The organism is Bacillus sp. NPDC094106 (genome assembly GCF_044764345.1).
Classification (GTDB): Bacteria; Bacillota; Bacilli; order Bacillales; family Bacillaceae_G; genus Bacillus_A.
Genome location: NZ_JBIWHY010000002.1, coordinates 48,634 through 61,834, shown reverse-complemented (window position 1 = coordinate 61,834; position 13,201 = coordinate 48,634). Strand labels below are relative to the sequence as shown.

Below are 13,201 nucleotides of genomic sequence, written 5' to 3'. Positions count from 1 at the left end.
TTTATGAGAGTATCCACATTTCAAAATGCAAACTGGGCTAAAAACCAAATGATGAGCTTAAATGTTCAACAGCAATATCATCGTAATCAAGTAACTTCTGGTAAGAAAAATCTTCTCATGAGTGAAGATCCGCTTGCAGCAAGTAAATCGTTTGCAATAGCGCATTCATTAGAGGATATTACACAAATGCAAAAAGATATAACGGATTCGAAAAATGTATTGACACAAACAGAAACTGCATTACAAGGCATTTCTACATCTTTAAAAAGAGCGAACCAATTAACAATTCAAGCGTTAAATGAGACGAATGGTCCAAACGAACTGCGAGCAATTGGAGCAGAAGTCGATCAAATCTTAAAACAAGTCGTGTACTTAGCAAATACACAAGAACAAGGGCGTTACATTTTTGGCGGAGATAGTGTTGCGCAGTCTCCATTTAAAGAAGATGGAACGTATCAAGGCGGCCAAAATGATGTGATTTGGCAATTAAACGACGGTTATGAAGTGAAGGCATTCCGCAATGGAAAAGAGGTATTATCTCCGGCTATTGAAACATTGATGAAGATGAGAGATGCATTGCAGAACGCTGATCAACAAGCGTTACGACCATTACTAGATGTAAATAAGCAAAATCTAGACAAGGTGCTGGATCGTACAACAGAAGTTGGTTCAACAATGAACACAATGGATACATTTAAAACAATCTTAAGTGAACAGAATTTAGCACTGCAAGAAAACCGCAAAGAAATTGAAGATGTTGATTTAGCGGTAGCTATTTCTGATTTAGCGTATATAAATGCCACGTATGAAGCAACATTAAAGGCTGTTAGTACGATGAGCAAAACGAGTATTTTAGATTATATGTAAACAGAATAAGGAGTGGAAGAAAATGGCAGGAACATCAATTTCTAATATTGGGGATAGACAACAGATTTGGAATCTTGGTAATACTCTTATTGATACGAAAAATTTTGTGGATTTAGAGCTATCAGCGTTAGAGATGAGAAAAACACCTTATAATAACGAGAAAAATAAACTTTCAAACGATAAATCATTATATGTAAGTTTAAAATCACAATTTAGTTCATTTACACAAACATTTAAAGACTTAGCTGCTTTTAAAGGAAATGAGAAGAAGGTAACGACGTCAAAAGACGGTTATATCAATGTAAAAGCAGATAGTGGTGCAATTGCGGGGACGTTTAACATGACAATTACGCAATTGGCTCAGCGCCATCAAATTGCTTCGAATCCAATTAATCTAGATGATAAATTAAATGTAAATGACACGCTCAAAATTGGTAAGGATAAGGAACTAAAGGAACTAAAAGTAACAGCTGATATGACTTATAAAGATTTAATTAATCGGATTAATGATGGAAACTATGGTGTATCTGCGTATACGCTTGGTGGAAAAATCTTTATGTCTTCCACAAAAGAAGGGGAAGAAAACAAAATTAATTTACAGGATGGGACATCAGATTTATTTAAAAGGATGTTCTACTCAGAAGCGAGCGGTACAAGCGTCTTAAACACAATCAATGAAGCAAAGGATGCAAAATATACCATTAATGGTATTGAAGGAACGAGCGCTAGTAACACAGTCGAGGCACTTCCAGGTATGAAAATTGAGTTGCTGAAAGTGACAGCTGCAGAAACGACTCCAGTAGAGCTAAAATTTACAGTAGATGATTCAAACGTAACAGATGCAGCCAATCTCATTAAAAAAATGGTAGCGGATTATAATAAAGCTGTTTCAACCGTAGATCTCTTTGCTGGGAAAGGCGGAGCTTTTCAAGGGCAATCGATTATGCAAAGTATTCGTCAAGTGATGAGCGATGTTGTAACATTTTCACAAGAGGGTAGCTATTTATTTACGTACGGTATTCAAATCAAATCAGAAGACGGAACATTGAAAGTAGATGATGAGAAATTAACGAAAGCGTTGAAAGAAAATCCAGACGCAGCGAAACAATTCTTTTTTGGTTCTAAAGGCTTAGGAAAAATGATGGAAGAGCCGCTTAATAAGATTTTCGGTGATAAAGGTATAATTGGAAATCGAGTAGAAAATATTGACAAACGCGTAAGTGATCTGGATAAAAAAATCAATGATATTGATGCGCAAAATAAACAAAAACAAGATGATATTATTAAGAAATATCAACAGTTAGAGACTACATTAGCAGCACTTGATAGTCAGTTAAAACAAATTAAAGCAATGACAAAACAAAAAAGCGATGATTAATGAAGGTTGAGGAAGTGAAAGTATGCAAGCATGGCAACGTTATATGCAAAATGATATTATGACGAGTAATCCGATAAAAAATACAATCTTTATTTATGAAAGATGTATCGTTGAGTTTCGTAAATTAGAAGAATTACTGACTACTTTTCAGTTGCAAGAAGGAGATGCGCTTCTTGAAAAGCTAGATCGTATTTTTGAAGAGCTAAAACTACAATTAAATCCAGAAATCACGAAAGATTTATATGATAGCTTGTTTGGCTTATATGATTGGATTAGTGTGCAAATTCAATCGATGAAACTAACGCGTCAAGCAACAGGTATTGATGCGATTGAAAAAGTATTACAAGATTTAATAGAAGGTTACCGCGGAGTGTTGGAAAATGAACAATGATATCTATCAAGCATTTGTCGGCTGTTTTAATGAAATAGGTGAGCTTGCGGCATCTGAGAAAGAATTTGCGGAAAAGAGTGAAATGTTAAATCGCTGGATGATGACATTAGATGATGAAGAACGGGCAAAAGTTGCAGGAAAAATCAGTCCATTCATTATAAAAGCCGCTCAGCATATTCGAGAGAAACAAAAGATATTAGAAGAAATGATTATGTCGAACGATGGGCGTATGAAAGCAAATTCATTTTACGGTAAATATTAATCTATTATAATAATCCATTGGGTGGTTATTGTAAGTATATGAAGAAGTGATTTTGTATAAGATGAAAGCAGGGATTTACCTATTCAACTTGTAAGGGAATCCCCTGCTTTCAAACTATATATACATCAATTAAAAAAACGACAGAAAACTCCTCTTTTTAGATGGGAGAGAGCATCTGGCCATGCATAGAAGCGGTCAGAGCCTTTTTCTGCCACATGCGAAGTAAAAACAGAAAGAGCAAACGAGTGTAGGTTACTTTTTATTCTGCGTAGCAGGGATTTAGATGTCTAAAGATTAAAATGGATGTATATAAAATTACTAAGTAAAACAGTTCGTTGATAGAGGTGTCACTTTATGGATATAGGCAGAAGCGAAGCGGTTTTGTTCGTAGAATTGAATCGTTGTTCCTTCTTCTTATATTGTTTTTTGTATTCTTTTTTTATATTTTTTTATTTTTCTAAAGACAATATTGGAAAAATGACATAAAATATTGTAGGATACATAATAGTTATTATTTTAATAAATAGATACATATATGGAAATGGATCATGAAGTGAAACTTCCATCAGCGGATCATTGTGCTCATAAAAGAGAATGATGGAAAAGAAAGGGTGTGGAATATGCCAGATTTGATTAGTGACGTAGGTCACTATATGAACTATTTAGTAACAAAACGAAATACAGTTTCTAGTAATATTGCAAATGCAAATACACCAGGATATAAAGCACAGGATGTTACATTTGCTGAACAGATGCATATGAGCAATAAATTGTACAAAAAAAATAAAGCTGATTTGCAGACAAATCCTGATTTATATCAAACAAGTAATATGCATTTGCCGACAGCAAATGCGAAAAATACATATGCAAAGATTCAGACGAAATCGATGCAAACAAATAAAGATGGAAACAGTGTCGATGCAACAACAGAAATGATAGATTTACTGAAAACAAATCAGTTATATGGTATTTCAATCAATTCAATTAATACGCAGTATGCAATCGATCAAGCGGCACGAGGACGTTAAGGAAAAAGGAGTGACAACTATGTTTCAGGCAATTAATGCAAGTGGATCAGGATTAACAGCTGCGCGAAAGTGGATGGAAGTTACTTCTGATAATATTGTTAACGTCAATACAACAGGAGCGCCAGATGGAGAGCCATATCGTCGCCGTAGCGTTGTATTAGAGGAAAATAATAATTTTGCAAGTATGTTGAACCAAACTCCGAATAATGGAGTTAAAATCAAAAGTATTGAATCAGATCCAAAGGAAAATCTTGTTTATGATCCGTCACATCCACATGCGAATGCAGAAGGATATGTTCGCTATCCAAATGTTGATATGACAGCTGAAATGACGAATGTAATGGTCGCACAAAAAATGTATGAGGCGAATACAAGTGTACTAAATGCAAATAAAAAAATGCTCGATAAAGATTTAGAAATCGGCCGAGGATAATAGGGAAGAGGGAAAGTATGAAAATCGAATCAGTGATGAATACACAACCATTTGGGACAATCCAACCAATTGGCGCGCCGAAAACTTCACAAACATCTACGGTTGAAGGTAAGAAGTTTATTGATTTATTGGAAGATATGAATCAAACGCAAAACAATGCTCAAACAGCAGTATATGATTTGCTTACAAAAGGTGTGGGAGAGACACATGATGTCCTCATTCAACAAAAGAAAGCTGAATCACAAATGAAAACAGCGGCTGTTGTACGTGATAATCTGGTTGAAAACTATAAACAGCTACTTAATATGCAAATTTAGGAAAATGGACGGGTGTGTTTAAATGGAAAAGATAAAGAATGTTTTCCGATCGTTAAAAACGTGGCATAAGATGGTCATTGGCGCTGCGCTTTTAGCGATTGCAACAGGAGTACTTTTATATTTCACCTTGCCAGATAAATACGTTGTTGTATATCAAAATTTAAATGATGCAGATAAACAAGAGATTACAGCAGAATTATCAAAGCTAGGTGTCGATTATCAGCTAGCAAACGATGGAGCGATTCGGGTTCAAAAGAAAGATGCTCAGTGGATTCGAAAAGAAATGAATGGAATGGGTTTACCATTTAACTCTAAAAGCGGAGAAGAGATTTTATTAGAAAGCTCACTTGGATCAAGTGAACAAGACAAGAAGATGAAACAGCTTGTCGGTACGAAGAAACAATTGGAGCAAGATATTGTTAGAAACTTTGCGACAGTAGAAAGCGCAAACGTTCAAATTACCTTGCCAGAAAAAGAAACGATTTTCGATGAAGAAAAAGCAAAAGGAACGGCTGCGATTACAGTTGGTGTAAAACGCGGACAAACGTTGACAGAGGATCAAGTTGCAGGAATTCAGCAGATGATTAGTGCGGCAGTTCCAGGTGTGAAACCAGAAGAAGTCAGCGTTATTGATAGTAAAAAAGGCATCGTTTCAAAAGGAGCAGATGCATCTCATAATGCAGGTTCGTCTTCATATGAGAAAGAAGTAGAGATGCAGCAGCAAATTGAAAGTAAGCTGAAACAAGATATTGATGCAACATTATCAACGATGTTTAAACAAAATGAGTTTAAGGTCAATACGAAGGTAAATGTAAATTATGATGAAGTAACACGCCAGTCAGAAAAATATGGTGATAAAGGTGTGCTTCGCAGTAAACAAGATCAGCAGGAACGCTCCACAGCGCAAGAAGGTGCGGATGCGAAGCAGGCCGCTGGTATTACTGCAAATGGTCAAGTGCCAAACTACGGTACAAGCAATAATCAAAATGGAAAAGTTGTGTATGACAACAACAGTGGTAACAAAATCGAAAACTACGAAATTGATAAAACGGTTGAAACGATTAAAAAGCATCCAGAATTAACAAAGACAAACGTTGTTGTTTGGGTAGATAATGATACGTTAGTAAAACGAAAAATTGATATGACAACTTTTAAAGAAGCCATTGGAACAGCTGCTGGTTTACAAGTAGATCCAAATGGACAATTTACAAACGGTCAAGTAAATGTTGTTACGGTCCAATTTGATCAACCGAAAGCAGAAAAAACAAAAGAACCAGAACCAAGTGGTTTCAACTGGTGGTTAATTGGTGGAATAACTGGAGGGCTTCTAGCATTAGGTGGTTTATTATGGTACTTCTTAGCGAAACGTAAGAAAAAGGATGAAGAAGAACTAGAAGAATATGAGCCATTTGCGGAAGAAGAAGTGGCTGCTACTCAGGAAGTCATTATGGAAATTCCAGAGGAAGAGCCAGAACCAGAACCAGCGGAACCAACGCTAGATGAACAAGTGCAGGAAGCTACGAAAGAGCATGTAGAAGGCACTGCGAAAGTTATTAAAAAATGGTTAAACGGAAAGTGAGGGAGGAAAAACGATGTTAGATGAAATCTCCTCCAAAGAAAAAGCTGCCATTATCATTCGTACATTAGACGAAAGGGTGGCAGCGAAAGTCATTGAATATATGACTGCTGATGAAAAAGAAGTATTGCTTCGCGAGATTGCTAAGTTTCGTGTGTATAAACCTGAAACATTAGAAAATGTAATGGGACAATTTTTATATGAATTAAACGTGAAAGAGCTTAACTTAGTTACGCCAGATAAAGAATATATTCGCCGTATATTTAAAAATATGCCGGAAGATGAACTGGAAAAACTATTAGAGGATCTTTGGTATAACAAAGATAATCCGTTTGAGTTCCTGAATTCACTTACCGATTTAGAACCGCTTCTGACGGTATTAAATGATGAATCACCACAAACAATTGCCATTATTGCATCTTATATTAAGCCGCAGCTTGCTTCTCAATTAATTGAGAAATTACCAGATCATAAGCGTGTGGAAACAGTAATGGGTATTGCCAAACTAGAGCAAGTAGATAGCGATCTGATTGGTCAAATCGGTGAGCTGCTAAAATCGAAATTAAATACGATGGCATTTAGTGCGATTAATAAAACAGATGGCCTAAAAACGATTGTTAATATTTTAAACAACGTTTCACGTGGTGTGGAGAAAACAGTCTTTCAAAAACTTGATGAAGTGGATTATGAACTATCCGAAAAAATTAAAGAAAATATGTTTGTCTTTGAAGACTTACTTGGCCTTGATTCGCTTGCGCTTCGCCGTGTATTAGAAGAAATTACAGATAACGGCGTTCTTGCGAAAGCATTGAAAATTGCGAAAGAAGAAATTAAAGAGAAATTATTTACATGTATGTCTGCAAACCGTAGAGATATGATTCTTGAAGAGTTAGATGGCTTAGGACCGATTAAGATGACGGAGGCTGAAAAAGCACAGCAAACGATTACAGGTACGGTGAAAAAGCTAGAGAAAGAAGGAAGAATTGTCATTCAAAGAGGTGAAGATGATGTCCTTATTTAAAAACAGAATTCCCAAGAATTCTGTTTCTTTTTCTGAAGAAACGTATGAATTACAATTTCCGAAACCTCCAGTTCACGTAGAACAGGAAGAAATCGAAAGCGAAATAGAAGTTGATTATGCAGAATTAATTGCACAGCAAGAAGCGCTGCATGCTGAAATGAGTCAGTTAAGAAAAGACCAGCAAATGTTACAGGCGGAACGAAAACAACTCCTAGAGGAAAAAGAACAGTTCCAAATGCATGTTCATGAGCAAATGGAGCAGCTGGAAGCAGCGCGTCTGCAGTTTCAGCAGAAGCAACAAGAAACGGCATATGAATGGGCAGAGTTACTATGGGATCAATCACTTCAGCTTGCCGAAAAAGTTGTTAATCAAGCAGTTGATACACGTGGGGTAGATATTCTTCCTATTTTAAAAGGAATTGTTGAAACGCTTCCGACCTCATTTGAAAAGTTAATTATTACGGTACATCCGGAAACATTTGAACGGATTGAAGAGGAAAAGGAAAATACGAAAGAATATTGGCTCCTGCAACTTGTAGAATGGAAATATGATTTCTCCCTGCAATTTGGTGAGTTTGTCATTGAAGAAGAAAAAGAGTTTTTCGAATTTAAGTTTGTACCTGTATTTGAGAAGCTTCGTCAAAAATGGGAAGAACAAAAGGCATTCGAGGAGGTATGAGCGGTATGTTGATGAATGAACATAACAAATGGAATGTATTTATCAATGCGCCGTTTTATACAAAAACAGGAAAAGTTCATAGTGTACAGGAGCAGTTCTTTACTTCGAAAGGGCCAAAAGCAAAGATTGGTGATATTTGTCTCGTTGGTAAACATCGTGTTTTATGTGAAGTCATTGCAATTGAAAAAGAAAACAATATGCTGCTTCCATTTGAACAGACTGAAAAAGTATGCTATGGCGATTCTGTAACGTTAATTACTGAAGATGTTGCCGTACCTCGTGGGAATCATTTACTAGGAAAAGTGTTAAGTGCGAATGGGGAGATTTTAAACGAATCAAGTGAGAATGTACCGCTTCAAAAAGTGAAATTAGACGCGCCTCCCATCCATGCATTTGAAAGGGAAGAGATTACCGAAGTATTTGAAACGGGTATTAAATCCATTGATTCCATGTTAACCATTGGCATCGGACAAAAGATTGGTATTTTTGCTGGTTCGGGTGTTGGGAAATCAACACTGCTTGGTATGATTGCAAAAAATGCGAAGGCGGATATTAATGTCATTAGTTTAGTAGGGGAACGCGGTCGCGAAGTAAAAGATTTTATTCGAAAAGAACTTGGCGAAGAAGGTATGAAAAAGAGCGTTGTTGTGGTAGCAACTTCCGATGAAAGTCATCTTATGCAGCTGCGTGCTGCAAAGCTAGCAACGTCAATCGCTGAATATTTCCGCGATCAAGGAAATAATGTACTGCTTATGATGGACTCTGTTACCCGTTTTGCGGATGCAAGACGAAGTGTTGATATTGCGGTGAAGGAATTACCGATTGGCGGGAAAACACTTCTTATGGAAAGTTATATGAAGAAACTACTCGAACGCTCCGGTAAGACGCAAAAAGGATCGATAACAGGTATTTATACTGTACTTGTTGATGGTGACGATTTAAATGGCCCTGTACCAGACTTAGCCCGCGGTATTTTAGATGGACATATTGTATTAAAGAGGGACCTTGCAACACTCAATCATTATCCAGCCATTTCAGTGCTAGATTCTGTGAGCCGGATTATGGAAGAAATCGTATCAGAAGAGCATTGGCAGCTAGCAAATGAAATAAGAAAGACGTTATCAATCTATAAAGAAAATGAATTGTACTTCAAATTAGGAACGATTCAAGAAAATGAAGAAAATGCTTACATCTTTGCATGCAAAAATAAAATAGATAGTATAAATACATTTTTAAAACAAGGTCGAACCGACAGTTATCATTTTAGTGATACCGTTCAAGCGATGCATCATATTGTATAGAGACCTCGCTTTTTGAGGTCTTATTTTTGTTTTTTAATATTTCACAGATTTTTTTGTGAAAAAACTATATAATAGGATAAGAGAACGTTATAATAGAAGGGGGTTATAAAACAGGTGAATAAGCAGCAGTATGATACGATAAAATGGCAAATCAATCAAGAAAAAGAACATGTTTTAAAAGAAGTGTACGAATTAACAGCTGAAAAAAGAAAAATAGAACAAAAAAAAGAATATGATTTACATGTTTTTCAATCGCGCAGTAAAATTGTTCAGGCTGGGGAACAGATTATGGTTGGCATGCTTTCTTCTCATACATTTTCACCTGAAAGAATAGAAGAATGGAATCGAAAAATACAAAAAATAACTGGGTTTATTCAAAAAAATGAAAATCTTTTAGAACAAATCAAAGAAAAAGAACGTGTGATTGATGAAATGTATCAAGCAGATTGTAAAAAGTTTGCGAAAGTACAAGAAAAACGAGAAGAGAAGATGCTTCTTGATTTGAAAATGTGTATGAATGGATGAGGTGAATACGGTGATAGAACCTATATTTTCGGTGCAACCGAGTTTACCTCCGCAAAAAGGTAAAGGGCTAGAATTACAGTCGAAAGATGGGAAATCTTCATTTCTAAAAAAAATGAATGAACAAGACAAGAAACAGCCAAAAACGGAGGGAACGGGACAAAAGGAAGCACCACAGGAAGAACAGCAAGAATATCTTCTCGCAAGAAAATCTTTAAAACAAGAAGAACCACCTGGAAATGAGAAGAAAGAAGAAAAGAAAACGACAGAAGAATTGCTATTAGCAGTATCAGAACAAATGATGGCAATTGAGCATTTACGTGCGCAACCAGAATTGTTATATCAATACATACAAAAAATACAAGAATTGTATAAAACATATGGAAATATAAAAATAAATGAATTACCTGCAGGAGAGATCCAGCAACTGCAAGCCTTTTTTAAAGAGTTTAATATTGAAAATGCTATATGTTCAGAAGATACAATTCAAATGATTTTAGAAAAAGTAACTTCTTCAGAAAAGCTGTCTGAGCTCTCTAAATCCATTCAAATAGAATCATGTGATTTAACGACAAAAAGTGCTTCAGATCCATTATTAAACAAGGAAGTAGTTGCTAATGCAGAAAATAAAATGAAGACACTGGCCGGGGAACAACCTGCAGCTGAAAAAGAACAGCTACAAAAAGAAACTTTTATTGGCCTGGAAGACAAGTTGGAAAAACCAGTAGATTCTGAAGGAGAACAAGGTATAAATCCAATTTTTGTTGGAAATGACCATGTCTTGAAAAAAGACGGTGAACAGCTCCAAGCACAAAAAGTTTCCCTTCCGGAATTAGGAAATAAAATGGAAGCGAAAGTGGAGGCTTTACAAAAACTGATCGTAAAGCAAGAACGAGTGTTGTTCCAATTAAATCCTGAAAAGCTTGGGACGTTAACCGTATATATGAAAAAACAAGGTGATTCCATTCAAGTTCATGTTGAAATGGAAAAACACGATGCGAAAAAAAGAGTTGAAATGATTTTTGATGAATTAAAATTAAAATTAAAAGAAAAAGAGATTCATATTGAACTAAGTTATACGAATAAAGATCAGCAACGTCAACAACAAGAGCGAGAACAAGCGCAAAAGCAACAGCGAGTGATAGTTAAAAAAGAAAAAGCGCCAGAACAAGATTTTGCTGGGTTATTGGAGGAATACTAAATGCCAGGTGTTGAAATGAATGCAACAAATACAAATCATATGCAAGCGACCCAAACACAAGCTCAAAATAAACCAGCAGCTACAAAAGCGGGTGATCAAAAAACACCTGGTGTTATGGGGAAAGATGATTTCTTGAAACTCTTTTTAACGAGCTTACAATATCAAGATCCATTTAATGCGATGGATATGGACCAAATGATGAATCAAATGTCGCAAATGTCACTTATGGAGCAAGTACAAAATATGACGAAAGCTGTTGATGCTTTAAAAAATACAGTGAATACAACAGCATTAGATGGCGGTATGAAGTTCCTAGGCAAGCATATAACAGGGGCTGCAACTGATGGGGCGAAGATTTCTGGTAAGGTAGATGCAGTACGATTGGCTTCTAACAATGAAGTACAACTTGTTGTAGGAGACAAAATTGTATTAATGAACTTTGTAACGAGTGCATCAGATCAAGCGATAGAATCAGCAGAGAAACCGGAACAAAAACCAGAACAAAAATCAGCAGTAAATACAGAGATAAAATAACAATTTAAAAATAAAAGAGCATAAGGAGTGTAAACAAAATGATTAAATCATTATATACAGGTATTTCAGGTATGAATGCGATGCAAAATGCATTAAGTGTTACTTCTAATAACATTGCCAATGCACAGACGGTTGGATATAAAAAACAAAAAGCGGTGTTTGATGATTTATTATATAACAATACAGTAGGTTCTAGAGGAGACGGCAGTTATGCTGGAACGAATCCAAAAAGTATTGGTAATGGTGTGAAATTAAGTGGAACGGATACAGATTATAGCCCTGGTACAATAAACCCGACAGGTGTTAAAGGAAATGTAGCAATAGAAGGAAATGGTTTCTTTGTAGTAGGTGATTCTCGAGGGGGAAATACCCAATATACACGCAAAGGGACGTTTAGTAAATCTGCTGATGATTATATTGTCAATACAGAAGGTCAGTATGTATTAGGATATGGTGTGGATCCAAAAACAGGCAAGGTTGATTATTTAAGCGGGGTAAAACCAATTTCAGTTCCATTAGGCTCAGCAATTGCGGGGGTTCAAACGGATGCGGCGAAAATTTCTGGGAATATTCCAAGAGATGTGCCGAAAGTGGCACATGAGTTTGATGCGTATGACAGTGCAGGAAAGAAAGTAAGTGTACGCATAGAAATTAGTCAAACAACAACAACAAATCAGTATAAATATGATGTATTTGTGGGTGGGCAGCCTGTTAATGTTCCAAATAACACTCTTACATTTGATAATACAGGGAAGCTTCAAAACGGTGGAGCAGTAGACATTCCATTTAATACTCCCGGAAGTACAGGTACAATCAAGTTAGACGTAAGTGGCTTAAGTAATATGCCTACAGAAAACACCCTTACATCGAAAGCTACAACTGGTCGTGAAGCTGCAGTGGCGAAGGACTATAAAATATCTGATGATGGTGATGTATCGGTAACTTATTCGGATGGTAGCTCGAGAGTTGCTGGACAGCTAGCAGTTGCTACATTTCCAAATGACAACGGGCTAATGAAATTAGGGAATGGAAATTATGAACCAACTGCGGCGGCAGGTGTTGTAAGTATCGGTGTTTCCAATCAAAATGGCGCAGGTAAAATAAAAGGGAATTCACAAGAAAATTCTAACGTTGACTTATCTGTTGAATTCGTTGATTTAATGTTGTATCAACGTGGATTCCAAGGAAATACAAAAGTAATTAAAGTATCGGATGATATATTAAACGAAGTTGTAAACTTAATTCGATAGTATATAGAGGAATGTAGCATCTTTCATAGGTGCTACATGCTTATTTGATATATAGAAAGGGTCTCGGTATGACAAGACAAGAACGGATTTTACAGTTGCCTTTTTTTCAGGATAAGCCTGAATTAGCAAGACAAATTATTAAAATAGAACAAGAAGAACATCGATATTTGCCAGATCAATTTGAGATAAAGAAAGTTCCTCCGTATACATTTGGGGAAAGGCAAGTTGTTATTGGTAGAATCCATGAATTTTATTTTGTCGGCATTTATGGTGGGGATAATTGGAAGTATCAAGCGTTTGTTGATGTAATGAAATGCCGAGAGTTTTTTATTAATTTGTCAAGTATTACAGAGAAACAGCTAGCATTTTGGTTTAACAATATTGAATTACTAGCTGCTTCTTAACATGATAAAGAATGAAACGGAAGGGAGCAAAACATAA

At 36.0% G+C, this 13,201-nt stretch carries 16 protein-coding genes; all 16 read left to right on the top strand.

The features are described 5' to 3' along the window. Nucleotides 1–3: 3 nt before the first annotated feature. The 16 genes from ACIQ7L_RS03090 to ACIQ7L_RS03015 all read left to right on the top strand — a co-directional run bounded on the left by ACIQ7L_RS03090 (nt 4) and on the right by ACIQ7L_RS03015 (nt 13,164). The gene (locus ACIQ7L_RS03090) at nt 4–867 is read left to right on the top strand and encodes a flagellar hook-associated protein 3 (protein WP_400566485.1); all 864 of its coding nucleotides are present in this window, start codon (nt 4–6) and stop codon (nt 865–867) included. A 22-nt stretch (nt 868–889) separates the two neighbouring features. Next, nucleotides 890–2,245: a flagellar hook-associated protein 2 gene (locus tag ACIQ7L_RS03085; RefSeq protein ID WP_400566482.1), complete on the top strand. Its 1,356-nt coding sequence runs from the start codon at nt 890–892 to the stop codon at nt 2,243–2,245. 22 nt (nt 2,246–2,267) lie between these two features. After that, nucleotides 2,268–2,636, top strand: a complete 369-nt coding sequence (locus ACIQ7L_RS03080) for a flagellar export chaperone FliS (RefSeq protein WP_400566480.1) — start codon at nt 2,268–2,270, stop codon at nt 2,634–2,636. Continuing rightward, a complete protein-coding gene (locus tag ACIQ7L_RS03075) occupies nt 2,626–2,898 on the top strand; it encodes a flagellar biosynthesis protein FlgG (RefSeq protein WP_400566477.1) in 273 nt (90 codons plus the stop codon). The genes ACIQ7L_RS03080 and ACIQ7L_RS03075 overlap by 11 nt, the downstream gene beginning before the upstream one ends. A gap of 620 nt (nt 2,899–3,518) precedes the next feature. Beyond that, nucleotides 3,519–3,926 (top strand): flagellar basal body rod protein FlgB, encoded by a 408-nt coding sequence (flgB, locus tag ACIQ7L_RS03070; RefSeq protein WP_097896249.1) that lies wholly within the window; start codon nt 3,519–3,521, stop codon nt 3,924–3,926. A 19-nt stretch (nt 3,927–3,945) separates the two neighbouring features. Then, nucleotides 3,946–4,359, top strand: a complete 414-nt coding sequence (flgC, locus tag ACIQ7L_RS03065) for a flagellar basal body rod protein FlgC (RefSeq protein WP_335360742.1) — start codon at nt 3,946–3,948, stop codon at nt 4,357–4,359. Between the two features lie 17 nt (nt 4,360–4,376). Beyond that, complete coding sequence (fliE, locus tag ACIQ7L_RS03060) at nt 4,377–4,676, top strand: flagellar hook-basal body complex protein FliE (protein WP_097896245.1); 300 nt, start codon at nt 4,377–4,379, stop codon at nt 4,674–4,676. Between the two features lie 22 nt (nt 4,677–4,698). Beyond that, nucleotides 4,699–6,255: a flagellar basal-body MS-ring/collar protein FliF gene (gene fliF, locus ACIQ7L_RS03055; protein WP_400566472.1), complete on the top strand. Its 1,557-nt coding sequence runs from the start codon at nt 4,699–4,701 to the stop codon at nt 6,253–6,255. A 13-nt stretch (nt 6,256–6,268) separates the two neighbouring features. Continuing rightward, nucleotides 6,269–7,273: a flagellar motor switch protein FliG gene (locus tag ACIQ7L_RS03050; protein ID WP_400566470.1), complete on the top strand. Its 1,005-nt coding sequence runs from the start codon at nt 6,269–6,271 to the stop codon at nt 7,271–7,273. After that, nucleotides 7,260–7,952 (top strand): FliH/SctL family protein, encoded by a 693-nt coding sequence (locus tag ACIQ7L_RS03045; RefSeq protein ID WP_400566467.1) that lies wholly within the window; start codon nt 7,260–7,262, stop codon nt 7,950–7,952. The genes ACIQ7L_RS03050 and ACIQ7L_RS03045 overlap by 14 nt, the downstream gene beginning before the upstream one ends. Beyond that, entirely contained in the window at nt 7,949–9,253 is a 1,305-nt protein-coding gene (gene fliI, locus ACIQ7L_RS03040; RefSeq protein ID WP_400566465.1) for a flagellar protein export ATPase FliI, read from the top strand. Before ACIQ7L_RS03045 ends, fliI begins: the two co-directional genes overlap by 4 nt. A 114-nt stretch (nt 9,254–9,367) precedes the next feature. Beyond that, nucleotides 9,368–9,778, top strand: coding sequence for a cytoplasmic protein (locus ACIQ7L_RS03035; RefSeq protein ID WP_097896235.1), 411 nt, complete (start codon nt 9,368–9,370; stop codon nt 9,776–9,778). Further along, entirely contained in the window at nt 9,771–10,976 is a 1,206-nt protein-coding gene (locus ACIQ7L_RS03030) for a flagellar hook-length control protein FliK (RefSeq protein ID WP_400566462.1), read from the top strand. The genes ACIQ7L_RS03035 and ACIQ7L_RS03030 overlap by 8 nt, the downstream gene beginning before the upstream one ends. Then, on the top strand, nt 10,977–11,510 hold the full coding sequence (locus tag ACIQ7L_RS03025; RefSeq protein ID WP_400566460.1) for a flagellar hook capping FlgD N-terminal domain-containing protein: 534 nt from the start codon (nt 10,977–10,979) through the stop codon (nt 11,508–11,510). It begins immediately after the preceding gene. A gap of 38 nt (nt 11,511–11,548) precedes the next feature. Next, nucleotides 11,549–12,760, top strand: a complete 1,212-nt coding sequence (flgE, locus tag ACIQ7L_RS03020) for a flagellar hook protein FlgE (RefSeq protein ID WP_400566457.1) — start codon at nt 11,549–11,551, stop codon at nt 12,758–12,760. A gap of 68 nt (nt 12,761–12,828) precedes the next feature. Continuing rightward, nucleotides 12,829–13,164, top strand: a complete 336-nt coding sequence (locus ACIQ7L_RS03015) for a DUF3964 family protein (protein WP_400566455.1) — start codon at nt 12,829–12,831, stop codon at nt 13,162–13,164. The last annotated feature ends 37 nt before the right edge of the window (nt 13,165–13,201 follow it).

Excerpts from the sequence above, each read along its gene's own strand:
- ACIQ7L_RS03085 (WP_400566482.1), top strand. The coding sequence starts at position 890 with ATGGCAGGAACATCAATTTCTAATATTGGGGATAGACAACAGATTTGG.
- ACIQ7L_RS03015 (WP_400566455.1), top strand. The coding sequence starts at position 12,829 with ATGACAAGACAAGAACGGATTTTACAGTTGCCTTTTTTTCAGGATAAG.
- flgE (WP_400566457.1), top strand. The coding sequence starts at position 11,549 with ATGATTAAATCATTATATACAGGTATTTCAGGTATGAATGCGATGCAA.
- fliE (WP_097896245.1), top strand. The coding sequence starts at position 4,377 with ATGAAAATCGAATCAGTGATGAATACACAACCATTTGGGACAATCCAA.
- ACIQ7L_RS03030 (WP_400566462.1), top strand. The coding sequence starts at position 9,771 with ATGGATGAGGTGAATACGGTGATAGAACCTATATTTTCGGTGCAACCG.
- fliF (WP_400566472.1), top strand. The coding sequence starts at position 4,699 with ATGGAAAAGATAAAGAATGTTTTCCGATCGTTAAAAACGTGGCATAAG.
- flgC (WP_335360742.1), top strand. The coding sequence starts at position 3,946 with ATGTTTCAGGCAATTAATGCAAGTGGATCAGGATTAACAGCTGCGCGA.
- ACIQ7L_RS03080 (WP_400566480.1), top strand. The coding sequence starts at position 2,268 with ATGCAAGCATGGCAACGTTATATGCAAAATGATATTATGACGAGTAAT.
- flgB (WP_097896249.1), top strand. The coding sequence starts at position 3,519 with ATGCCAGATTTGATTAGTGACGTAGGTCACTATATGAACTATTTAGTA.
- ACIQ7L_RS03090 (WP_400566485.1), top strand. The coding sequence starts at position 4 with ATGAGAGTATCCACATTTCAAAATGCAAACTGGGCTAAAAACCAAATG.
- ACIQ7L_RS03025 (WP_400566460.1), top strand. The coding sequence starts at position 10,977 with ATGCCAGGTGTTGAAATGAATGCAACAAATACAAATCATATGCAAGCG.
- ACIQ7L_RS03075 (WP_400566477.1), top strand. The coding sequence starts at position 2,626 with ATGAACAATGATATCTATCAAGCATTTGTCGGCTGTTTTAATGAAATA.
- ACIQ7L_RS03045 (WP_400566467.1), top strand. The coding sequence starts at position 7,260 with ATGTCCTTATTTAAAAACAGAATTCCCAAGAATTCTGTTTCTTTTTCT.
- fliI (WP_400566465.1), top strand. The coding sequence starts at position 7,949 with ATGAGCGGTATGTTGATGAATGAACATAACAAATGGAATGTATTTATC.
- ACIQ7L_RS03050 (WP_400566470.1), top strand. The coding sequence starts at position 6,269 with ATGTTAGATGAAATCTCCTCCAAAGAAAAAGCTGCCATTATCATTCGT.